This is a genomic window from Flavobacterium sp. UM26 (genome assembly GCF_057922445.1).
Genome location: NZ_JBVHCY010000001.1, coordinates 79,256 through 102,172, shown reverse-complemented (window position 1 = coordinate 102,172; position 22,917 = coordinate 79,256). Strand labels below are relative to the sequence as shown.

General features: G+C 35.4%; 20 protein-coding genes. 9 read left to right on the top strand and 11 right to left on the bottom strand.

Annotated features, from left to right (window positions below; translation table 11 throughout):
- Positions 1-80 precede the first annotated feature (80 nt).
- The 3 genes from ACZ1AQ_RS00420 to ACZ1AQ_RS00410 all read right to left on the bottom strand — a co-directional run bounded on the left by ACZ1AQ_RS00420 (position 81) and on the right by ACZ1AQ_RS00410 (position 3,289).
- Complete coding sequence (locus ACZ1AQ_RS00420; protein WP_489630997.1) at positions 81-2,216, bottom strand: polyribonucleotide nucleotidyltransferase; 2,136 nt, start codon at positions 2,214-2,216, stop codon at positions 81-83.
- 243 nt (positions 2,217-2,459) lie between these two features.
- Positions 2,460-2,729: a 30S ribosomal protein S15 gene (gene rpsO / locus ACZ1AQ_RS00415; protein ID WP_438060647.1), complete on the bottom strand. Its 270-nt coding sequence runs from the start codon at positions 2,727-2,729 to the stop codon at positions 2,460-2,462.
- A gap of 104 nt (positions 2,730-2,833) precedes the next feature.
- Positions 2,834-3,289 carry a GAF domain-containing protein gene (locus tag ACZ1AQ_RS00410; protein WP_489630996.1) on the bottom strand — a complete coding sequence of 152 codons (456 nt, stop codon included), beginning with the start codon at positions 3,287-3,289 and terminating at the stop codon, positions 2,834-2,836.
- Between the two features lie 72 nt (positions 3,290-3,361).
- Between ACZ1AQ_RS00410 and xrtF the strand changes: the two genes are divergently transcribed.
- From xrtF to ACZ1AQ_RS00370, 8 genes are all read left to right on the top strand, one after another.
- The gene (gene xrtF / locus ACZ1AQ_RS00405) at positions 3,362-3,910 is read left to right on the top strand and encodes an exosortase family protein XrtF (protein WP_489630995.1); all 549 of its coding nucleotides are present in this window, start codon (positions 3,362-3,364) and stop codon (positions 3,908-3,910) included.
- Complete coding sequence (locus ACZ1AQ_RS00400; protein WP_489630994.1) at positions 3,885-4,325, top strand: exosortase F system-associated membrane protein; 441 nt, start codon at positions 3,885-3,887, stop codon at positions 4,323-4,325. Before xrtF ends, ACZ1AQ_RS00400 begins: the two co-directional genes overlap by 26 nt.
- Before the next feature lie 57 nt (positions 4,326-4,382).
- Positions 4,383-5,210: an ATP cone domain-containing protein gene (locus tag ACZ1AQ_RS00395; protein ID WP_489630993.1), complete on the top strand. Its 828-nt coding sequence runs from the start codon at positions 4,383-4,385 to the stop codon at positions 5,208-5,210.
- 24 nt (positions 5,211-5,234) lie between these two features.
- Complete coding sequence (locus ACZ1AQ_RS00390; protein ID WP_489630992.1) at positions 5,235-6,590, top strand: MBL fold metallo-hydrolase RNA specificity domain-containing protein; 1,356 nt, start codon at positions 5,235-5,237, stop codon at positions 6,588-6,590.
- A 51-nt stretch (positions 6,591-6,641) separates the two neighbouring features.
- The gene (locus ACZ1AQ_RS00385) at positions 6,642-7,049 is read left to right on the top strand and encodes an HYC_CC_PP family protein (RefSeq protein WP_489630991.1); all 408 of its coding nucleotides are present in this window, start codon (positions 6,642-6,644) and stop codon (positions 7,047-7,049) included.
- A 228-nt stretch (positions 7,050-7,277) separates the two neighbouring features.
- A complete protein-coding gene (locus tag ACZ1AQ_RS00380) occupies positions 7,278-9,287 on the top strand; it encodes a TonB-dependent receptor plug domain-containing protein (protein ID WP_489630990.1) in 2,010 nt (669 codons plus the stop codon).
- Positions 9,288-9,307: 20 nt separating this feature from the next.
- Positions 9,308-9,652, top strand: a complete 345-nt coding sequence (locus ACZ1AQ_RS00375) for a heavy-metal-associated domain-containing protein (protein WP_489630989.1) — start codon at positions 9,308-9,310, stop codon at positions 9,650-9,652.
- A 138-nt stretch (positions 9,653-9,790) separates the two neighbouring features.
- The gene (locus ACZ1AQ_RS00370) at positions 9,791-10,462 is read left to right on the top strand and encodes a DedA family protein (protein WP_489630988.1); all 672 of its coding nucleotides are present in this window, start codon (positions 9,791-9,793) and stop codon (positions 10,460-10,462) included.
- Positions 10,463-10,627: 165 nt separating this feature from the next.
- Here the strand turns inward: ACZ1AQ_RS00370 and ACZ1AQ_RS00365 are convergent, their stop codons facing one another.
- From ACZ1AQ_RS00365 to miaB, 8 genes are all read right to left on the bottom strand, one after another.
- Positions 10,628-13,045, bottom strand: coding sequence for a hypothetical protein (locus ACZ1AQ_RS00365; protein ID WP_489630987.1), 2,418 nt, complete (start codon positions 13,043-13,045; stop codon positions 10,628-10,630).
- Positions 13,046-13,329: 284 nt separating this feature from the next.
- Positions 13,330-14,961: a chaperonin GroEL gene (gene groL, locus ACZ1AQ_RS00360; RefSeq protein WP_489630986.1), complete on the bottom strand. Its 1,632-nt coding sequence runs from the start codon at positions 14,959-14,961 to the stop codon at positions 13,330-13,332.
- 81 nt (positions 14,962-15,042) lie between these two features.
- The gene (locus ACZ1AQ_RS00355; RefSeq protein ID WP_024982279.1) at positions 15,043-15,318 is read right to left on the bottom strand and encodes a co-chaperone GroES; all 276 of its coding nucleotides are present in this window, start codon (positions 15,316-15,318) and stop codon (positions 15,043-15,045) included.
- 142 nt (positions 15,319-15,460) lie between these two features.
- Positions 15,461-15,799: a preprotein translocase subunit SecG gene (gene secG, locus ACZ1AQ_RS00350; RefSeq protein WP_438060636.1), complete on the bottom strand. Its 339-nt coding sequence runs from the start codon at positions 15,797-15,799 to the stop codon at positions 15,461-15,463.
- A gap of 3 nt (positions 15,800-15,802) precedes the next feature.
- Positions 15,803-16,660, bottom strand: coding sequence for a tetratricopeptide repeat protein (locus ACZ1AQ_RS00345; protein WP_489630985.1), 858 nt, complete (start codon positions 16,658-16,660; stop codon positions 15,803-15,805).
- Positions 16,661-16,687: 27 nt separating this feature from the next.
- Positions 16,688-17,191 (bottom strand): LptE family protein, encoded by a 504-nt coding sequence (locus ACZ1AQ_RS00340; protein ID WP_489630984.1) that lies wholly within the window; start codon positions 17,189-17,191, stop codon positions 16,688-16,690.
- 82 nt (positions 17,192-17,273) lie between these two features.
- On the bottom strand, positions 17,274-18,527 hold the full coding sequence (locus ACZ1AQ_RS00335; RefSeq protein ID WP_489630983.1) for a sigma-54 interaction domain-containing protein: 1,254 nt from the start codon (positions 18,525-18,527) through the stop codon (positions 17,274-17,276).
- Between the two features lie 89 nt (positions 18,528-18,616).
- Positions 18,617-20,065 (bottom strand): tRNA (N6-isopentenyl adenosine(37)-C2)-methylthiotransferase MiaB, encoded by a 1,449-nt coding sequence (gene miaB / locus ACZ1AQ_RS00330; protein ID WP_489630982.1) that lies wholly within the window; start codon positions 20,063-20,065, stop codon positions 18,617-18,619.
- 316 nt (positions 20,066-20,381) lie between these two features.
- Between miaB and topA the strand changes: the two genes are divergently transcribed.
- Positions 20,382-22,916 carry a type I DNA topoisomerase gene (gene topA / locus ACZ1AQ_RS00325; RefSeq protein ID WP_489630981.1) on the top strand — a complete coding sequence of 845 codons (2,535 nt, stop codon included), beginning with the start codon at positions 20,382-20,384 and terminating at the stop codon, positions 22,914-22,916.
- Position 22,917: the final 1 nt, after the last annotated feature.

Below are 22,917 nucleotides of genomic sequence, written 5' to 3'. Positions count from 1 at the left end.
AGACTCGATTTTTTGTCCAAAGAAAAACCCCTTACTCAAAATGAATAAGGGGCTTTTGAATCTAACCTTTATTTGAATTGTTATTCTTTTTTCTCTTCGCGTGGAGGTCTAGGTACTAATGCTTTTTTAGAAACCTTCTCTTTACGAGTTTTAGGATCAATACCTAAGTATTTCACTTGGAAAATATCGCCCATTTTTACTACATCGGCTACATTTTCTGTTCTTTCCCAAGCTAATTCGGAAACGTGTAATAATACTTCGTTTCCTGGAGCAGCAGTATATTCTACCACAGCACCAAAGTCAAGCATTTTGATTACTTTCACTTCATAGGCTTCTCCCACTTGTGGTTTGAAAGTAATAGAAGCAATTTTTGCTAATACAGCTTCGATTCCAGCAGGATCTGTTCCTAAAATTTCGATAACTCCTTGCTCGTCTACTTCGTTGATTACGATGGTAGTTCCTGTAGCTTTTTGTAATTCTTGAATTACTTTTCCACCAGGTCCGATTAAGGCGCCAATGTAAGTACCAGGAATAGTTCTAGTAATGATTTTTGGAGCGTGTGCTTTTACATCAGCTCTAGGTGCAGCAATAGTTTCAGTCAATTTGCCTAAAATATGCAAACGTCCATCACGTGCTTGCGCTAAGGCTTGCTCCATAATATCGTAACGTAAACCTTCTATTTTAATATCCATTTGGCAAGCTGTGATTCCGTCAGCAGTTCCAGTTACTTTAAAGTCCATATCTCCTAAGTGATCTTCGTCACCTAAAATATCAGACAATACAGCAAATTTTTCTCCGTCAGTAATCAATCCCATAGCAATTCCAGAAACTGGTTTTACCATTTGAACTCCAGCATCCATTAAGGCCATTGTACCAGCGCAAACGGTTGCCATAGAAGAAGAACCGTTAGATTCTAATACTTCAGAAACCACACGGATAGTGTAAGGACAGTCAGCAGGAATCATGTTTTTCAACGCACGTTGTGCTAAGTTTCCGTGACCTACTTCTCTTCTTGAAGTTCCTCTTAGTGGTTTTGCTTCACCAGTAGAGAAAGGAGGGAAGTTGTAGTGTAAATAAAATTTCTCTTCACCTTGTTCTGATGGAGAGTCGATTTGGTTCGCTTCTCTAGAAGTTCCTAAAGTTACTGTAGCCAAAGCTTGGGTTTCTCCACGAGTAAAGATAGAGGATCCGTGAACAGAAGGTAAATAATCTGTTTCACACCAAATAGGTCTGATTTCAGTAGTTTTTCTTCCGTCAAGACGCAATCCTTTTTCTAGGATTACATTACGAACCGCTTCTTTGTTTGTTTTATAAAAATATTTACCAACTAAATCGCCGTTTTCGGCTAATTCTTCTTCGGTAAACAATGATTTTACTTCTTCTTTTACAGCTGCAAATTTTTCGCCTCTTTCGCTTTTTCCAGAAGCTTCTTGAGCGATAGCGTAGCATTTGTCATACGCAGCTGCTTTTACTTTTGCATAAATAGCTTCATCTTCTTTTTCGCCTTCGTAAGTTCTGTAGGCTGGAGAACCAACCGCAGCTCTTAAACGTTCTTGTGCTTCAATTTGGATTTTGATGGCTTCGTGAGCAAATTTGATGGCTTCTACCATTTCGGCTTCTGAAATTTCTTTCATTTCGCCTTCCACCATAGCAACAGAATCTTTAGAGGCACCAATCATCATATCGATGTCAGAGTTTGCTAATTCTTCTCTACTTGGGTTGATTACTAATTTTCCGTTTACACGAGCTACGCGTACTTCAGAAATCAAGTTGTAAAATGGAATATCAGAAACGGCTAATGCTGCAGAGGCGGCTAAACCTGCTAAAGCGTCTGGCATTACTTTTTCGTCATGAGACATCAACTGAATCATCACCTGTGTTTCTGCGTGGTAATCGTCTGGGAAAAGTGGACGCAATACACGGTCTACTAATCTCATAGTTAGTACTTCGCTGTCGCTTGGACGTGCTTCTCTTTTGAAAAAACCTCCAGGGAAACGGCCAGCTGCAGCAAATTTTTCGCGGTAATCAACTGTTAGGGGCAAAAAATCTACACCTGGATTTGAAGTTCTTGCTGATACGGCTGTAGCCAATAACATGGCATCACCCATTCTAACTACTACTGAACCGTCAGCTTGTTTTGCTAATTTTCCGGTTTCGATTGAGATGCTTCTGCCATCTCCTAAATCGATAATTTCTTTTGAAACTTGTGGAATCATACTTATTTTTTTGTGATTAAACAATGGGTTTTAGTTGTGTTGTAGTTGTTGTGTGTAGTTATTGCCTAAAACCCAATGAAAAACCAAACTTTTTTACCTATTGCAAATATAGCAAAAGACGCTATACATTTATAGAAATTAGACTACTTATTCTGATGATTATCAGTTGTTTTTGTTTAATTTGTTCAATGTATGTTTTGAATAAAAAAAGAGGCACTTTCGCACCTCTTTTTTGTATATTGATTATTTTCTAATATTCAATACTTTGATAATCTCACGGTATCTGTTGATATCTTTCTTTTTCAAGTAATCCAACAAAGCTCTTCTTTTACCTACTAATAGTACCAAAGAACGCTCAGTGTTATAATCGTGACGATTTTTTTTCAAGTGCTCAGTAAGGTGGCTAATTCTGTGTGTGAATAAAGCGATTTGTCCTTCTGCAGATCCAGTATTTTCTGCTTTTCCTCCGTGTTTAGCGAAAATTTCCGCTTTAACTTCTTTAGTTAAATACATGCTAATATTATTTAAATGATTTTTATGTATGACTTACAACTCTTGTAAGACGGGTGCAAAAGTATAAAATAATTATCAATTATAAATACAAATTACTAAAATCGTTAAAATAACTTCGCAATTTCCTGATTTACAAACTCTAAGAATCGTTCGTCGGCTTCTGTGAATGGGTCGATAACGTGGCTGTCAATATCAATTTGACCAATGTTTACGCCGTTTACAAATAGTGGTACCACAATTTCTGATTTTACAGTAAAGCTGCAGGCAATGTAGTTATCTTGTGCTGACACATCAGGAACTACAAAGTTGGCATTCGATTCTGCTACTTGTCCGCAAATTCCTTTTCCGAAAGGAATAACGGTGTGGTCTGTTTCGGCTCCTACATAAGGTCCTAAGTGCAAGGTTTTGGTATCGTGGTTGGCGAAGTAAAATCCCACCCAATTGTAGTATTCAATCGATTCGTTCAAAAGTTGGCAAATGGCCAGTAATTTCTCGTCTCTAGTAATAGTATCGTTGCTTGTAATGGCAATTACCTTTGGTTGTAATTCTTGAAATGTCATTTTATAATTGTTTTTATACAAAAGTATCTAATGCGAGTCTTAAAAATTACATAAATTTGAAAAAAATCAATTTTGAAAAACTATTGGATACAATACAAGCCTTTTTTGAAATTCATTGGGGCTTTTTTATTTTCATTTATCCTACTCACTTTTTTATATCAGTGGTATTTGTCAGGATATGAAAATAATCAATTGGATGGCATCACTAGGCTTGTGGCTAGTCACGTTGAAAAAGTGTTGCAGGTTTTTGATTCCAATTCGGCTGTTGTGTATCATCAAAATATCAAAATCAGTATTTTGATGCATCAAAAAGAAGTGGCTACCGTAATTGAAGGATGTAATGCAATTAGTGTTGTGATACTTTTTGTTTCTTTTGTAATTGCTTTTGCAGGAAGGGTTAGGACTACTTTGTTGTTTTTGATTGGTGGTAGTGTATTGATTTATCTGCTCAACGTGATTAGAATTGCTGTTTTGAGCCTACTCTTGTATCGTTTTCCAGCCTATGAGCACCTTTTACACGGCGTTATTTTTCCTCTTTTTATTTATAGTGTTGTTTTTATCTTATGGTTTATCTGGGTTAACTACTTTTCTATTTATGCTACAAAATCTACTTCAAAATAAAGGCAAAATTATTCTTGGATTGTTGCTTGTTTTTCTTTTTGCAGTAATCCGTGAATTTGAAACACAATTGTTTTATGATCCTTTTTTGGCTTTTTTTAAAAGCGATTATGCTGGTCAACCTTTGCCAAAATATGAACCTATTCAATTGTTTTTTGGTTTACTGCTCAGATACGGATTGAATTCACTGCTATCCTTGATTTTGTTGTATGTTATTTTTGAAGACTGGGATATGTTTCAGTTTTCGAGTGTGCTATTTGTAGTTTTTTTTGTTTTGTTCATAGTTACCTTGTTTTGTCTTCTTTCCTTTCAGAATCAAAATTATTTGCTTCTTTTTTATGTACGAAGGTTTTTGATTCAGCCTATTTTTATATTGCTCTTTATCCCCGGATTTTATTATCAAAAGCGCCTTAAATAGCTAATTTATACGTACCTTTAGTGTGATTTCTGCATATAGAATATACAAACTAAAGCGATGAAAGTAGTCAAATATTCAGGAGATATAGTTGATTTTAATTCCAATAAATTATTGAAATCACTTTTAAAGGCTGGAGCTAGTCCTGAGCAAGCTCAACAAATCATTTCTACCATAAGCACGCAGCTTTTTGACGGGATGGCGACCAAGCAAATTTACAAAATGGCTTTTGCGTTGCTAAAGAAAAATTCAAATGCATACGCAGCGCGTTATAACTTGCGTGAAGCCATACGAATGTTAGGTCCAGCTGGTTTTTATTTTGAAAAATATATTGCCCGCCTTTTTGAATCGGAAGGCTATCTAACGAAGACCAATTTAGTTTTACAAGGCAAATGTGTCACGCACGAAATAGATGTTTTGATTCAAAAAGACTCGGAAATGGGAATGGTGGAATGTAAGTTTCACGCGGGTAGAGAAGTGGCTTCGGATGTAAAAGTACCGATGTACATTTTGTCAAGATTCAATGATTTAAAAACAAAATCGCATCCTTTTTTTGATTCCAAAAGTCCTCTGACTTCGTGTTGGATAGTAACCAATAATCGATTTACGGCAGATGCTATCACTTTTGCAAATTGTTCAGGATTGCAACTTTTGAGTTGGAATTATCCCGAAAATAATTGTTTGAAGTCCAAAACGGACCAGAATAAATTATATCCGATTACCTGTTTGACTACGTTGTCTTTTGCCGAAAAGGAACATTTATTACAAGAAGATTTGTTGTTGGTCAAAGATATTTTAATTCATTCATCGGTATTGAATACGATTGGTTTGAGTTCAAATAGAATACAAAATGTGCTCAAAGAAGCAAGAGAATTGTGTGGTAGTTAGCATTTAATTTAAAAAACATTCCTCATGAAAATTACATGTATTGGAGGGGCAGGAACTGTTACCGGTTCGAAAACCCTCGTAGAAAGTAACGGAATTCGGATTTTGATTGATTGTGGACAGTTTCAAGGCATCAAGCCCTTGCGAGAATTGAATTGGGAGCCTTTGCCTGTTTTGCCAGCAACCATTGATTTTGTTTTGCTGACTCACGGACATTTGGATCATTGTGGCTGGTTGCCAAGATTAGTCAATCAAGGTTTTAAGGGAAAAATTTATTGCACGAGTCCCACTGCAGCTATAGCCAAATTAATTTTACTAGATAGCGCCAAAATTCAAGAGGAAGAAGCAAACAAAGCGAATGAAGGCCAGTATTCGAAACATCAAGTCGCTGAACCACTTTATACTGTGGCTCAAGCCGAAGAAGTGTTTTCCCATTTTAGAGTGATTCAGCCCAAAACAGTTATTCCTTTGGATGCCGAAATTCAAGCTGTTTTTAGTAATGCAGGACATATCCTAGGTGCTTGTAGTATCGAATTGCATTTAGAAAATCAGTATTTGGTTTTCTCGGGAGATATTGGACGCGACAATGATGTGTTGCTATTTCCACCTACCTTACCAACACGAGGGGATTATTTGTTTTTGGAAAGTACGTATGGAAACAGATTGCACCCCGACACCGACCCTAAACTTGAGTTGGAAATGTATATCAATAACACTATTGCCAAAGGTGAAACGGTGATTTTGCCAAGTTTTGCAGTCGAAAGAGCTCAGAGTGTGATGTTTTTATTGTGGCAATTGAAAGAAGAAGGACGAATTCCTTCGATTCCCTATGTTATTGATACGCCTATGGGAATTAGTATGCTAGATCTTTTTGAGCACAATACGAAATGGCATAAATTAACGCAAGAAGAGTATGTTGGAATGTGTAAAATGTTTACAATGGTTTCAGATTATAAAGAAACTATCGAAATAATTTACAACAAACAGCCAAAAGTAGTTATTGCTGCGAGTGGAATGATAACTGGAGGAAGGGTTTTAAGTTATTTAGAGCGCTATATTGGTTTGCCAGAAACAACAGTAATTATAATTGGGTATCAGGCCGAAGGAACTCGTGGAAGAAAATTATTAGAAGGGGCTCAAGAAATTAAGATTCGCGGGAGATATTATGAAGTCAAAGCCAATATTGTGGAGATTGAAGGCTTGTCTGCCCACGGTGATCAAAAGGATTTGTTATATTGGTTATCGGCTTTAGAAAACAAACCTAAGAAAGTGTTTTTGGTACACGGTGAGAATCAAGCGGCTGATGAATTGCGCATTAAGATACAAGAACTTTATGGTTTTGAATGTGTAGTTCCAATGATGGGACAAACGTTTGATTTGTAATTTTAACAAATATTTTGATTGTTACAATAATCCAATGAGTAATTTCGCAGTATGAATGTAAAGAAGAGCACTAGTTTATTTTTGGCACTCCTATTATTGGTTTCCAATATAGGAATGGCTTTTAATGTGCATTATTGTGGCGACTCTATTGCTGCGATAAGTTTGCATTCTGAACTTTTATCTTTGACAGAGCCTGATGGTTGTTGTGAGAAAACAGCAGTTGTCGAAAAAGATTCTTGCTGTAAAGATAAAGTGGTGCATTTTGAAAAAAAGTCGGATAATGCGACTGTGAAAATTGTACTGTTTGACATTTCGGCTCCTTTCTTAGTGCCTGTGCAACATGTTCCAGTTTTTGCTAGAACACTTCATTTTCAAAAAGCGGTAGTCAACGATTTTTATGTCGCTATCAATGCGCCTCCGCTTTACCAATTATACCATCAATACATTTTTTACGCCTGATTTTTGTTTATTTAATTTCTTGAAAATTTTATAAACAGTTGTCGTTTGAACCTATTTTTCCTTGTGCACAGGTTTGCGTAAGGGATAGCAGCTGGCTACCGAAGTAGCGCGTATAGCCCGACCGCATTTAGGCAAGGGGGCGAATAGCACGTTACTTTTATTGCCCCCTTGACTAAATGGGGTTACGCCCAAAATATGTTGGAACGACGGCATAAATCAGATTAAACAATGTATAAAAAAATAGTGCTTTTGGCTGCCATTTTACTCGCTTTTCCAGTTTTTTCACAAGAAAATCTAGACGAAGTAAAGGTGACCAAAAAGCGAAAAGGATTGCAAAAATCCTTCACGGTTACCACCAACACTACCTTGGTAACCAGCAAAGAGTTGCTTAAAGCGGCTTGCTGTAATTTGGCCGAAAGTTTCGAGACCAATCCGTCTATCGATGTGAATTTTTCGGATGCTTTGACGGGCACGAAGCAAATCAAAATGTTAGGTTTGACGAGTCCGTACTTGATGATTACGGAAGAAAATGTGCCCTCTGTTCGTGGTGCATCCCAAGCGTATGGACTGTCGTTTACTCCGGGAACTTGGGTCGAAAGTATTCAAATTACCAAAGGCGCGGGAAGCGTAGTGAATGGGTATGAGAGCATTTCGGGTCAAATAAACACCGAATTGATCAAGCCGATCAACGATATTCCTTTCTTTTTGAATGCCTACGGTTCTACCGATTCTCGATTTGAGTTGAACACGCATTTTAACACACAATTGTCTCAAAAATGGAGTAGTAGTTTGTTTGTACACGGTAACACTCGTGTGTCTAAAATGGATCAGAATAACGATGGTTTTATGGATAATCCGTTGGCAAAGCAAATCAATGTTATGAATCGCTACCAATATTATGATGCCGAAAAAGGTCTTGTGAGTTTTATCAATTTCAGGTATATGAATGATAAAAAACAATCGGGCGAGGTTGATTTTAATCCAGATAGAGACCGAGGTACTACTAATCGTTGGGGTTCTGAAATCAATACGCAACGATTGGATTTGGCTACGAAAGTGGGCTATGTCTTCAAAGATATGCCGTTTCAAAGTATAGGTTTTCAAAATGCTTTTACGTTACACGATCAAAATTCGTATTATGGATTGAATGTTTACGATATTAAGCAAAGTAGCTTTTATTCGAATTTGATTTTCAACTCTATCATTAACAACACCAAACATAAGTTTGCAACAGGAATCAACTTTGCGTACGATAATTACAATGAGTTTGTGGGGTTGACAGATTATGGAAGAGTAGATAATTCGGTAGGTGCTTTTTTTGAATACACGTATGATAACGACGATAATTTTAGTTTGGTTTTAGGAGGAAGAGTCGATAATCACAATCGATTGGGGACTTTTGTAACCCCTCGTTTGCATCTTCGTTACAATCCTTGGGAGAAATCGGTGCTTCGTTTTTCGGCAGGAAGAGGAAAACGCGCGGCGAATATTTTTGCTGAAAATCAATCGTTGTTTGCTAGTTCTAGAACCTTTTCTATTTTGGATACCGATGGAAAAATCTATGGTTTGAATCCAGAAATTGCTTGGAATTATGGTTTGAGTTTTAATCAAAAATTTCAATTGTTTGGCCGAAACGGTGATGCAGGATTTGATCTGTACAGAACCGATTTTCAAAATCAAGCGGTTGTGGATGTAATGCAATCGCCACAGCAGGTTTTGTTTTATAATCTAAAAGGGAAATCTTATGCGACGAGTTTGCAAATCGAATTCAATTATGAACTAGCGAATCGTTTTAGTTTGCGTTCTGCTTATAAGTATTATGATATTCAGACACAATATTTGTCAGGTGTTTACCAAAGACCCTTGCAAGCGAAGCATCGTTTTTTTGGGAATCTAGAATATGAAACAGGGCGAAGTGAATCAGGAAGACAATGGCGTTTTGATGCAACTTATAACTGGTTAGGCAAACAGCAATTGCCAGTAACAGCCTCGAATCCTGCTCAAGATCGTTTGCCTGATTTTTCTCCATCTTATAACTTGATTAATGCTCAAGTTACGCATGTGTTTTCTTCTAATTTTGAAATATATGTGGGAGGAGAAAACATTGGTAATTACAAGCAAAGTAAAGCCATACTTGGAGAGGAAACTCCATTTGGACCTACTTTTGATGCCTCAATTGTATATGCGCCAATCTTTGGCCAAATGTATTATGCAGGACTACGTTTTAAAATAAAATAAACTTTAAATAAATAGAAATCATGAAAAAAATAGTTTTAGTTGTATTAGTTGCTTTAGTAGGTTTTGTTGCTCAAGCACAAGAAAAAAAGAATAAAAATGCTAAACATGTAACCGAGGTAAACGGGAATTGTGGGCTGTGTCAAAAACGCATTCAAAAAGCTGCTCTTTCTGTAGAAGGAGTGAAGTCAGCTACTTGGGATATTCCTTCGCATCAATTATCTTTAATTCTCAATGAAGAAAAGTGTTCCCTTCTTGATGTTAAAAAGGCAATTGCAAAAGTGGGTCATGATACTGATGAGGTAAAAGCAACCAAAGAAGATTACGACAAGTTGCATTCATGTTGTTTGTATGAGAGAAAAGAATAATTTTTTAGAACACCCAAGACTCTTGTTTTGGGTGTTTTTTTAAACCGTTAATAAAACTTTAAAATAAGGGTTTGTTTTGCGCCTTTGTTAAAAAATGCCTATTTTCACCAACTAATAAATCCAAATTTAAGCCCGAATATGAATAATTTTGAATGGACCCAATTATTAAATCCTGAGTTTTATATCACATTAAGTATCGGTGGCGTTCAAATTGGGTTATATGTAGTTCTGTTTATTGTTTTTGCCGAAACAGGACTTTTCGCAGGTTTTTTTCTTCCAGGTGATAGTTTGCTTTTTCTTTCAGGAATTTACAGTCGTAGTTTAGTTGAAAATCTTTTCGTGGTTGAAAGTGATTTTATCAACGTAACGTTCTTGTCTGTTATGGTTGCTATTGCTGGAGTATTAGGGAATATGGTAGGCTACTGGTTTGGTGCCAAAAGTGGTTATTACTTATTCAAAAAGGAAGATACTTTTTGGTTTAAGAAAAAGTATTTATTGCAATCGAAAGATTTCTTTGAAAAGTATGGAGGAAAAGCCATTATCTATGCTAGATTTTTACCTATTTTCAGAACGTTTGCGCCTATAGTGGCGGGCATTGTTTCTATGGATAAAAAGAAATTTATGTTCTTCAATATTTTAAGTTCGTTTATGTGGGCATTTCTTTTGATTTTTGCCGGGCATTATTTGTACGGGGTTTTTCTTGAATATGGTATCGACTTGAAAAAGCACATTGAATATATTGTAATTGGGATTATTTTGGTTTCTACTTTTCCAGTATTTATGAAAATGTTGAAAAAGCGACCAGAATAATTTAGTCCATAGTAAAGATTAGTCCTTAATTGATTTATACAAACAAAAAATCCGAAGCTTAAAGCTTCGGTTTTTTTAGTAAATATAAAGGCTTTTTTGGCTTTTGTATTCTTTTTATAGTTATTCATACTTGTATTAATGCAATTTAGAAGTAGTCAAATATATTTAATTTAAGTTCACTATTTTGGAAGTAGATATTAACTGCCCATCATTACTTATTCCCTCAATAATAAGTTTCACTTTTTTGGATGCTGTATTCGGAATGTCAAAATTTACTATTCCATTAGCGCTGCTTTCTATATAATCTTGCCAGAAGATGCAATTAAGATTTTTATAGTTGATGTCATCAATAACTAAAGTATCTTCGGGAGTAAATGCTCTTGAGTGGTTATATCCATTGGCAATGATCACTGAGTTTATGCTTTTTCTATTATCTTGGGGGACTTTTGAATACAGTTTGATTACACCAAGGCTACCTTCAATAATATTAGGTCTATTGTCAGTATAAATTTCATCGAGGTCTTCCATGAAAAAATTAAAAAGCCTGTCTAAGTCCATTAAGGGGAGGTTGTCTAAGTATACAGGTGTTCTATTTGTTAAAACGGATCCTGTGGGTCTATCTGATGGGTTTATTTGCATTAGCATTGGATCATAAAGTTTTCTTGCTTGTCTATTGGCTGTAATCATTACGGGAATTGTGTTACTTGTAACAAAGCCATTTGAATTCAAATAGGAAAGAACCGTACGGCCTAAATCAGAAGGTTTTACTTTGTATGCTTTGCGCATGTTTTGATTATAAGTTAATCCACCAAATTCATATTGGTGTTTTAAACTGCTTTTTTGGGCAAGTACTTCTTTTAATTTTACCGCTCTTTTTTCTGTTAATAAAGGTGGTAAACTGTTGGCAATTATTATAACCGGAGCGTCATTTTGATTTGGTGCAAAGCTATGGCGGAATGGCCTAGTTTCTGTTTTGATTTTGATGTTGTATTTTAAATTAATTTCTTCAAGATTCTTTTTTTTGTAAAAAGTGAAATGTACTGGAATCGAATCAGGTAAAAATAAATTATTGAATTCAAAGTGGCCATTTTTATTGATGTCAGCGAATTCCATTAAAAGGTTATTAATGGAATAGATGCGTACTTTATAATCTTCGTAATTTTTTAATGATTCATTTATATTTCCAACTATAGTTAATCCATTTTCATTGGCATACATTTTTTTAGGAGGATTTGCCACTATGTTTTTCCATTCGTATTTATGTTTGTTTTGATTTAGTAATAATAAATCAAGGCTGTGTTTCTCCTTGAGCGTAGCTTGATTAGAAATGGATTGCGTTTCGAATGTTATAGGCTTTGTTAAATATGGGTTTAATAACAAGTCACCGATTATATTTCTTGCAGGGACCTCAGGGCTATTATATTCTGGTTGGACAGCTATGCTTAGATTGTAGTTGTTTTGTGTCGTTTGAGCGGTTAAAGTTGTTATGCTTTTATCTTGAGTAATCTCCTTAAATTCAAAAGTATTCATTATGGTCTGCATATTATTGTAGACCATACGTTCGGCATATTGTTTTCCAGTACCGTCAATAATTCGAAAATAGTTTACACCATTAAACAGTATATTGTTAGGGATTTCAAAAGTATCCTCGATTTTGCTTTTGGATAATTTGAGGTCAAGTATGTTCGATTTATCGTCTTTGTGAATGACTAAATAGAGCGTTTGGTTTTGAAGTTTTTCGATAGTTTCACTATTGGTCATTGCTGAAACAATAGTTTTCTTATCATAAAAATAGTTGTTGACTGTAAGTGCTATTCCAGTAGTACTGGCTTGAGGTAATTGTTTCTCAACTACTTTGTTTCCACTTTCTACTAAAATAAAAAAATCTTCTGTTGTAGGAACAAAATCAAAACGACCATTTCCAGACCCATTTAAGGAAAGTAACATTAGTTTTTCTTTTTTGGAGTTGACTAACCAAGCTTTGGTGTCGGGTAATGCTTTTCCGTTTTCATTACTTACATTTATACCAACGGAGTTTTTCGTGTTGGCAACTAGCATTCCCCCCTCTGGAAAAATAGTAGTATTTATACTATTTGGTTTAGTAGCAGCAATTAATTTAGTGTTTTCTTCAATGTTTGTGATGATAATAGGGTAGGTGGAGGATTCATCTTCCGTGAAATTATTCATCCAATTGGTATACACTTGTAGGTAGTATTTTCCAGTAGGATATTTTGTAGTCAAATTAATATTTCCTGAAAAGCTATTGTTATTGGCGTAAAATAGATACTCTTGTATTTTTTCTCCTTTTTCATTCAATAAAGCTACTCGTATATTAGTAGTCTTTATAGTCGCATTAGTTTGTTTTCTATTGGCGATATAGCCTTTAAACCAAATGTTTTCTGAGGTTAAGAATTCATTTTTGTTTAGATGTAGGTGGATGTTTTCTCTATCTAAGTTAAAATAATTCTCGAGCGATTTTTTAATATAGTCTTTGTCAATTGATGATGGAGTATTGGATTGGGACCGAGCATTTTGAAAAACCAGAATGTAGATAAGTGCGATAATTGTAGTGTAATTTTTCATAATTTTTGGCTTTTAGGTTGTAGATTTTACAATTATCAAAGTATATGCCAATTTTTTATTTTTTACATCAGGTTCTTCTGTTATGTGCTTGGTTTTTAGTTGTATTTGTTGTTTAAAATTAGATATATCTTATTGTTTGCTAGGATTTTCAATGAAAAATATTTTTTAAAAAAATTAACAAGAATTATTTTCTTTTGAATACAAACAAAAAATCCGAAGCGTTTAAACTTCGGATCTTTTTATTTTGAACTTCGTACTTCGTATATCGTACTTCGTTTTTGAAATTACATCATTCCTGGCATTCCGCCTCCCATTGGCATTCCGCCTCCAGCATTTTCTTCTTTAATATCGATTAAAGCACATTCTGTGGTTAAGATCATTCCAGAAACAGAAGCTGCGTTTTCTAAAGCTACACGAGTTACTTTTTTAGGATCGATAATACCTGCTTTTAGCATATCTGTATATTCGTCGGTTTTGGCATTGTAACCAAAATCTCCAGTTGCTTCAGCTACTTTTGCTACTACTACAGAACCCTCTAATCCAGCGTTTTCTACAATAGTTCTCAATGGAGCTTCTACTGCGCGAGAAACGATTTGGATACCAGTAGCTTCATCAGCGTTGTCTGCTTTTAGTGTGCTTAGAACGGTTTTTGCTCTTAATAAAGCTACACCACCACCAGCAACAATACCTTCTTCTACAGCAGCACGAGTAGCGTGTAAAGCATCGTCAACTCTGTCTTTTTTCTCTTTCATTTCTACTTCAGAAGCAGCACCTACATAAAGAACAGCAACACCACCAGCTAGTTTAGCCAAACGCTCTTGTAATTTTTCTTTATCATAATCAGAAGTCGTAGTTTCCATTTGACCTTTGATTTGATTTACACGGTTTTTAATCAATTCCGTATCCCCAGCACCGTTTACAATAGTAGTATTGTCTTTGTCGATAGTTACTCTGTTAGCAGTTCCCAACATATCGATAGTAGTATTTTCTAGCGTATAGCCTCTTTCTTCAGAGATTACAGTTCCTCCTGTTAAGATAGCGATATCCTCCAACATAGCTTTTCTTCTATCTCCAAAACCAGGAGCTTTTACAGCAGCAATTTTCAAGGCACCACGTAATTTGTTTACTACCAATGTTGATAAAGCTTCACCATCAACATCTTCTGCAATAATCAATAAAGGTTTTCCTGATTGTGCTACCGGTTCTAAAACTGGTAATAATTCTTTTAATGAAGAAACTTTTTTGTCGTATAAAAGGATGAATGGATTCTCTAATTCAGCTTCCATTTTCTCTGGATTCGTTACGAAGTAAGGAGATAAATAGCCTCTGTCGAATTGCATCCCTTCTACTACATCTACAAAAGTTTCGGTTCCTTTGGCTTCCTCAACAGTGATTACGCCTTCTTTTCCAACTTTTGCGAAGGCAGTAGCGATTAATTCACCAATAACTTCGTCATTGTTAGCAGAAATAGAAGCAATTTGTTTGATTTTCTCAGAATCGCTTCCCACAACTTTAGCTTGTTTGGCTAAGTCGTCAACGATAGCTTCAACGGCTTTATCGATACCTCTTTTCAAATCCATTGGATTAGCTCCAGCGGCAACGTTTTTTAAGCCTTCTTTTACGATGGCTTGCGCTAAAACAGTTGCAGTTGTAGTTCCATCACCAGCTAAGTCGTTAGTTTTTGAAGCTACTTCTTTTACCATTTGAGCTCCCATATTTTCTAATGGGTCTTTCAATTCGATTTCTTTAGCTACCGTTACACCGTCTTTCGTTACATTTGGTCCTCCAAAAGCTTTTCCAATAATAACATTACGTCCTTTTGGGCCAAGTGTTACTTTTACTGCATTAGCTAATGCGTCTACCCCACGTTTTAAACCGTCACGTGCTTCAATATCAAATTTAATATCTTTTGCCATTTTTTTATTTTTTTAGAATAATTAATAAATTGAAGGGACAAGTCGCGACTTGTCCATACCTAATTGAATTTGTTCGTGTTTTTAGATTATTGCAAGAATGTCGTCCTCGCGCATAATCAAATAATCGGTTCCTTCTAATTTTAATTCTGTACCCGCATATTTACCATAAAGTACGGTATCGCCTACTTTTACTGTCATTGCGTGGTCTTTGGTTCCATTACCAACAGCAATTACAGTTCCTTTTTGAGGCTTCTCTTTTGCGGTATCAGGAATAAAAATCCCTGAAGCTGTTTTTGTTTCAGCGGCAACAGGTTCGATAAGAACTCTATCCGATAGGGGTTTAATGTTTAATGCCATGGTTTTTATTTTTTGTTAAGAATTAATTTTTAATTGGTTTCTTGGATTTCAGAAATTGTGCCAAGCCCAATAAACTGACAATTTTTCCTAAAAAAAATGCCAGCTTTGACAGGCTGGCATTTTTATAATATAGTTGTTTCTATTATTTTGTTGCAGGGGCAGCAGGAGTTGCAGGTGCATTTTGAACTGGTGCTGTTTGTGGAGCAGCAGTTTCAGTTTTTTCGATGATTTTAGAATCGGTATCACTCATAGAACCAGTGAAACTTAAGCTTGAAAGTAAAATCAAAGCAATCAAAATTGTTGCTAAAGTCCAAGTGCTTTTGTCTAAGAAGTCAGTTGTTTTTTGTACACCACCCAACATTTGTGAACCTCCTATTGATGATGAAAGTCCTCCTCCTTTAGGGTTTTGAACCATAATTACTACGATTAGTAAAAAACAAACTATAGTTATTAAAACTAAAAAAATTGAAAATGTGCTCATTGTTTAATTATTGTTATTTTGTAAAATCCTTATTTCTGATATATGGTCTGCAAAGAAACTACTTTTTTCTGGATATTTCAAAATTAATATTTCATAGGCTTGAATTGCTTTTTGATATTTTTTCTGTTCCAAGTAAACTCTTGCCAAAGTCTCTGTCATTAAGTGGGTATTGTCAGAAGTATTGAGTTCAAATTGTGGTGCTGGAGCTGAGCCTGGTTTGATTGGTGAAATTTTAGGATTGGTTTCAATGAATTTGTCAATCAATGCTGCTTTTTTCTTTCTTTCTTCCTCAAGATTGTCTTCCATGATTTTTGCTGAATTTTCTTTACTTCTGTCCACAGGTTGTACTCTGGACAACTGAAGCCATTCTTGAAAGGAATGTTTTTCATTGGGTGTGAAATCGATAGGTTTGCCAAGATCGATTACCGATGTAGTTGTAAGTTCGCTTTCAGAATTCTTATCGTTATTGTTAGTTGCTTCTTTTATAGACGTGAGTATTGATAATTCTAGTGCTTTTTGTTGCTGTTCCAAAATAGTTTTTGGATGTACGATTTCACTATCTACCACTTCCATATTCATGAGCTCTAGATTTTTTTTGTCATAGAAGTCATTTTGAAGTGTTTCAAAATTTTCTGAAGTAATGAAATCAAATAAAACAGAACGATCAGTGGTGTGTGCGGCGGTAACCTTTAAGGCAAAATTGTATTTGAAACTATTCTGGTTGAAAAGACCTTTTAAACGTAAAGCTCTTGCACTTTGAAAGTATGGGAACTCATTCAGAATATTGCCAAGCGCATCCGTATAAGCACTATTAATAGTGTCGGGTTTATTTATCAAAAAGGTATAATCAGTAACGTTCATTTTATAGTCAAGATAGGATTAATTGGTTTACCACTTAGCAAGTGATTCATTAAAAATGTCTTGTGAAATTCTATCAAAAATTTCTTTTAGACCAGCACTTAATGTTGAACCCGTTAATTGTTGATCGGCAGGATAATCATAGAAAAACTCAAATGATTTTTCAAAGTTATCGGTTTCTTTGTTTTTATTAGTAAAACGAACATTAATTCTGATTTTCAAACGATTTTGTGCAGCACGCTGATCGGCCGTTGCTGTCATTGGGCTGATTCTATAATCGGTAATTTCTCCATCGTAAACTAAATCACCTCCGTTTTTTACCAAGTTCAAATTGGTTTGATTCTGAATTAAATCTTGTAATTGTAAGGTGAATGTTCTGTCTATTCCCGGTTCGATCAATTCGGCATTGTTTTGGAAAAAATTCACTTGAAATGTTTTTGCATCTATTTTACCAGAACCAGTAAAGTTGTATACGCCACAGCTATTCAGTGTGAAAAGGTAAATGATTGCAAATAAAAAAAATAATTTTCTCATAAAGTTGTGGTGAAAGGAACACCATTTTAAGTTTTTAATTCCAAATTTATTCAAATATAGTAATTTGGAATTGTATTCATTTTTATAAATCGAATTGTTTGATTTTTCGATACAAAGTACGTTCTGAAATTCCCAATTCATCGGCAGCAGCTTTTCTTTTTCCTTTGTTTTTTTCTAGCGACTTTTTAATCAACTCAATTTCTTTTTGTTCTAGTTTGAGGATTTCTTCTTCTTCAATGGTTTCGGCAAAAAGATAGTTTTCCTCAGGTTCTTGATAATTGGTGTCAATATTTTGAGTGGTGATTACTGCTGTTCTCGGTTCTTCTTCGAATTCAATTTCACTATCAGATTTTGAACCATATAGTTTTTGAATTAGGTTTTGATTGGTCTCTTGCACTTTTGAACTTCCGTTTTGCATTAATTCTAACGTCAGTTTTTTTAAATCATGCAAGTCGCTTTTCATATCAAAAAGAACTTTGTATAAAATTTCTCTTTCGGTATTAAAATCGCTTTCGCTTTTCTTGTCTTTGATGACAGAAGGCAAGTTACTGCTCTCCATTGGGAGATACGATTGTAAAGTAGTCGCATTAATATCGCGATTGGTTTCTAAAACGGAAATTTGCTCTGCAACGTTTCTTAGCTGTCTGATGTTTCCACTCCAACGGAATTTTTGTAAAACATGAACGGCATTGTCGTCGAGTTTTAGTGGTGGCATTTTATATTTATGAGCAAAATCGGCAGCAAATTTTCTAAACAATAAATGAATGTCGTCTTTTCGATCACGGAGTGGCGGCAAAGTAATGTCTACCGTACTTAAACGATAGTATAAATCTTCTCTGAATTTTCCTTTTTCAATGGCATCAAAAAGATTGACATTGGTGGCTGCTACAATTCGAACGTTTGTTTTTTGCACTTGAGATGAACCTACTTTTAGAAATTCACCATTTTCAAGAATACGTAACAAACGCACCTGAGTTGTTAATGGCAATTCTCCCACTTCATCTAGAAATATGGTTCCGCCATCGGCAACTTCAAAATAGCCCTCTCTGGTATTCGTTGCTCCAGTAAAAGCGCCTTTCTCGTGACCAAAAAGCTCGCTATCAATAGTTCCTTCAGGGATGGCACCACAGTTTACAGCAATGTATTTGCCGTGTTTTCTATGGGAAAGAGAATGAATAATTCTTGGAATATTTTCTTTACCCACACCGCTTTCACCAGAAACCAGCACCGAAATATCTGTTGGAGCCACTTGAATGGCTTTTTCGATGGCGCGATTGAGTTTGGGATCATTCCCAATAATTTCAAAACGTTGTTTTATTGCTTGAACTGTTTCCATAATTGTTTTGTTTAAAGGTTTAAGTGTTTAATGGTTTGAAGTTGTTTTGGGGACGGACTTTAAACCATTTTAAACTATTAAACTTTTTCTTAATTCATCTCGCTAAGCCCAATTGCTTTACCAATAAGTGTTGCGCCAGTAGTTCGTTCTACTAGTACATTTACAAAATCACCAATTTTATAATTTTCCTTAGGGAAAACAACAGTGATGCTTTGTGAGTTTCTTCCGGAGAATTCGTTTGGTGATTTTTTAGAAACTTTTTCAACTAAGACCTCTACAGTTTGACCGATGTATTGTTCTGTTCTGTATCGAGCATGGCTTTGTTGTAAATCAACAATTTCTTGTAGTCTTCTTGCTTTTGTTTCTTCCGGAACGTCATCTTCCATTTTTCTTCCAGCTAAAGTACCTGGTCGTTCGGAGTAGCTGTACATATAACCGAAACTGTATTTTACGTATTCCATCAAGCTCAAGGTGTCTTGATGATCTTGCTCTGTTTCGGTTGGGAATCCCGCAATCATGTCCTGTGAAATAGCACAATTTGGTATAATTGCATTGATTTTGTCGATAAGTGCCATGTATTCTTCTCGAGTGTGTAAACGATTCATTTCTTTTAGAATTCGGTTGCTTCCAGATTGAACAGGTAAATGAATATGTTTACAAATATTTGGGTATTTTGCTATTACGTGCAAAATGCTTTCGTGCATGTCTTGTGGGTTGGAAGTTGAAAAACGAATTCTCATTTTTGGAAATCCTACAGCTACCATTTCGAGTAATTGGTCAAAATCTACCGCTGTTGCTTTTTGCATTTCAGAAGCATTGACAAAATCCTTTTTCAATCCACCACCATACCATAAATAGCTGTCTACATTTTGTCCTAAAAGCGTTACTTCTTTGTAGCCATTATTCCATAAATCTTTAATTTCGTTCAGAATGCTCTGCGGGTCACGACTACGTTCGCGACCACGAGTAAATGGGACTACACAAAACGTACACATATTATCACAACCTCTAGTGATAGAAACAAAGGCAGTAATTCCGTTGGTCATTAAACGAACGGGAGAAATGTCGCCATACGTTTCCTCTTTGGATAGGATTACATTAATAGCATCACGACCTTCCTCAACTTCGTTTAATAAATTGGGTAAATCTTTATAGGCATCAGGGCCTACCACTAAGTCAACAATTTTTTCTTCTTCTAAAAATTGACTTTTTAAACGTTCCGCCATGCATCCTAAAACACCAACTTTCATTTTAGGGTTGAGGCGTCGTTTAACGGCATTGTATTTTTCTAATCGTTTACGAATAGTTTGTTCGGCTTTGTCTCTAATTGAACAGGTGTTTACTAAAACTAAATCAGCTTCTTCTAGTTTTTGAGTGGTGTTGTATCCATTAGTAGATAATATCGAGGCAACAACTTCACTATCAGAAAAGTTCATAGCGCAGCCATAACTTTCTATAAAGAGTTTTTTTGAGTTTTCTGGTTTATTTTCTAAAACAAGACTTTCGCCTTGTTTACTTTCTTCAATAATCTTTTCCATGGGTATTTTAAAACCGCAAATATAAGCGAAATTTGACAAAGATGACAAGATGTCAGATTAAGAATTAACATTGTTTTTAGAGTTTTTTTAATATTATAAATGAAGATACGTATAGCATATGGAGTAGCGGAATGACAGTGTTTTATGTTTCTTTAATTTTGGCTAAAAAGTTTTTTTTGTTTTTTTGAATATTCACGAAACTGCACTTTTGATAGTTTGAAGAACATGTAATTCAACTATAAAATTTACTTTTAAAGTGTAATAATCTTAAAATTTAAAAAAATCATATACTTTTGCCGACACAAACAAACGGGATATGGCAAAGAATTTAGTAATAGTGGAGTCACCTGCAAAGGCCAAAACAATCGAAAAATTTCTAGGAAGTGATTTTCAAGTAGAGTCAAGTTACGGTCATATTGCCGACTTGCCTTCAAAAGAAATAGGAGTAGATGTAGCAAATGGATTTAAACCCAAGTACGAAGTGTCTTCGGATAAAAAAGCCTTGGTGAGTAAATTGAGAACACTTTCTAAAAATGCAGAAACGGTTTGGTTAGCGAGCGATGAGGACCGTGAGGGAGAGGCTATTTCATGGCATTTGGCAGAGGAACTAAAATTAGATGCAAAAAAAACCAAACGTATCGTTTTTCACGAAATCACCAAGAATGCAATAGTAAAAGCTATTGAAAATCCTCGTGAGATTGATTATAATTTAGTGAATGCTCAGCAGGCTCGTCGTGTTTTAGATCGATTAGTAGGGTATGAGTTGTCTCCAGTACTTTGGAGAAAAATCAAAGGAGGACTTTCTGCGGGACGCGTACAATCTGTTTCAGTTCGTTTGATTGTTGAGCGTGAAAGAGAGATTCAAAATTTTGTTCCTACAGCTAGTTATTCCGTTGTTGCTGAGTTTACGAATGAAGCAGGAAAAATAGTAAAAGCTAAATTGCCTAAAAATTTTGCCACGAAACAAGAAGCACAAGATTTTTTAAATAAAAATACCAACTCCCAATATAAGGTTTCAGATTTAGAAACGAAACCAACTAAAAAATCACCTACTGCACCATTTACTACTTCAACTTTACAACAAGAAGCGGCTCGTAAATTGTATTTACCAGTTGGAATCACGATGCAGTTAGCACAACGTTTATATGAGGCGGGATTGATTACTTATATGAGAACGGATAGTGTTAATTTGTCTAAAGAAGCGATGGAAGCGGCTCAAGCCGAAATTATAAAATCATACGGGAAGGAATTTTCTAAGCCAAGAACTTTTGCAAATAAAAGCAAAGGAGCACAAGAAGCACACGAGGCGATTCGTCCAACAGACATGTCTTTGCATACCGTAAATGTAGATAGAGACCAAGCGCGTTTGTACGATTTGATTTGGAAACGAACTTTGGCTTCTCAAATGAGTGATGCCGAATTAGAACGTACCAACGTAAAAATTGAAGCGAATAATCACAGTGAAGTTTTTGTGGCTTCTGGCGAAGTGTTGCTTTTTGAAGGTTTTCTAAAAGTTTACTTAGAAGGACATGATGATGATGAGGAAGAGCAAGAAGGGATGTTGCCTGCTTTAAAAGTAAATGAGCCATTAGCGAACTCATTCATTACGGCAACAGAACGTTATTCTCGACCTGCTGCAAGATATACGGAAGCTTCTTTGGTGAAGAAATTAGAGGAACTTGGTATTGGTCGTCCTTCTACTTATGCTCCAACAATTTCTACGATTATTAATAGAAATTATGTCGAAAAAGGAACGCTAGAAGGGCAAGAGCGTAATTATACACAACTTACGCTTCAAGCAGGAAAAATAGCTGAAAAAGTATTAAAAGAAAATACAGGTTCTGATAAAGGAAAATTAGTACCTACGGATATTGGAACCATAGTAACCGATTTCTTGGTGAAAAATTTTGGCTCTATTTTGGATTATAATTTTACTGCAAAAGTGGAGCAAGATTTCGATGAGATTGCTGAGGGTAACATCGAATGGGCTACAATGATGCAAGAGTTCTACGATAAATTCCATCCTAATGTAAAAGATGTTGAGGAAAATGCGGATAGAGAAAGTGGAGAACGTATTTTAGGAATTGATCCAGTCTCAGGAAAACCTGTTTCGGTTCGTTTAGGTAAGTTTGGTCCAATGGCTCAAATAGGAGATGCTGAAGATGAAGACAAAAAGTTTGCTAGTTTGCGTAACGAGCAAAACATTGGAAGCATTACCTTAGAAGAAGCATTAAATTTATTTTTATTACCTAAAAATTTAGGTACATATAAAGGAGAAGAAGTTGAGGTAAGTAATGGTCGTTTCGGACCTTATGTGCGTCACGGAGCGGTATTTATTTCTTTGCCCCGAGGTGAGGATCCATTAGATGTATCATTGGAACGAGCTCAGGAACTTATTGATCAAAAGGCATTGGCCGATGCTCCAATTGCTGTTTATAAAGGTGAAAGTGTTCAAAAAGGAACAGGAAGGTTTGGTCCTTTTATTAAATGGAATGGCATTTTTATCAATGTTTCTAAAAAATTTGATTTTGATAATTTATCTCAAGCAGATATTGAGTTTTTAATTGAGGATAAATTACAAAAGAATATTGATAAAGTCATTCACAATTGGGAAGAGGAAGGTATTTTGGTTGAAAAAGCACGCTGGGGACGTTCGGTTATTACTAAAGGTAAAATAAAAATTGAATTAGGAAAAGAGGTTGATGCATCCAAACTCACTCTAGCCGAGGTTCAGGAGATGATTGCAAAGAAAACACCAGCTAAAAAAACACCAGCTAAAAAAGCTCCAGCCAAAAAAGCAGCAACAAAGAAAACCGCCACAACCAAAAAAACGGTCGCTAAAAAAAAGTAAA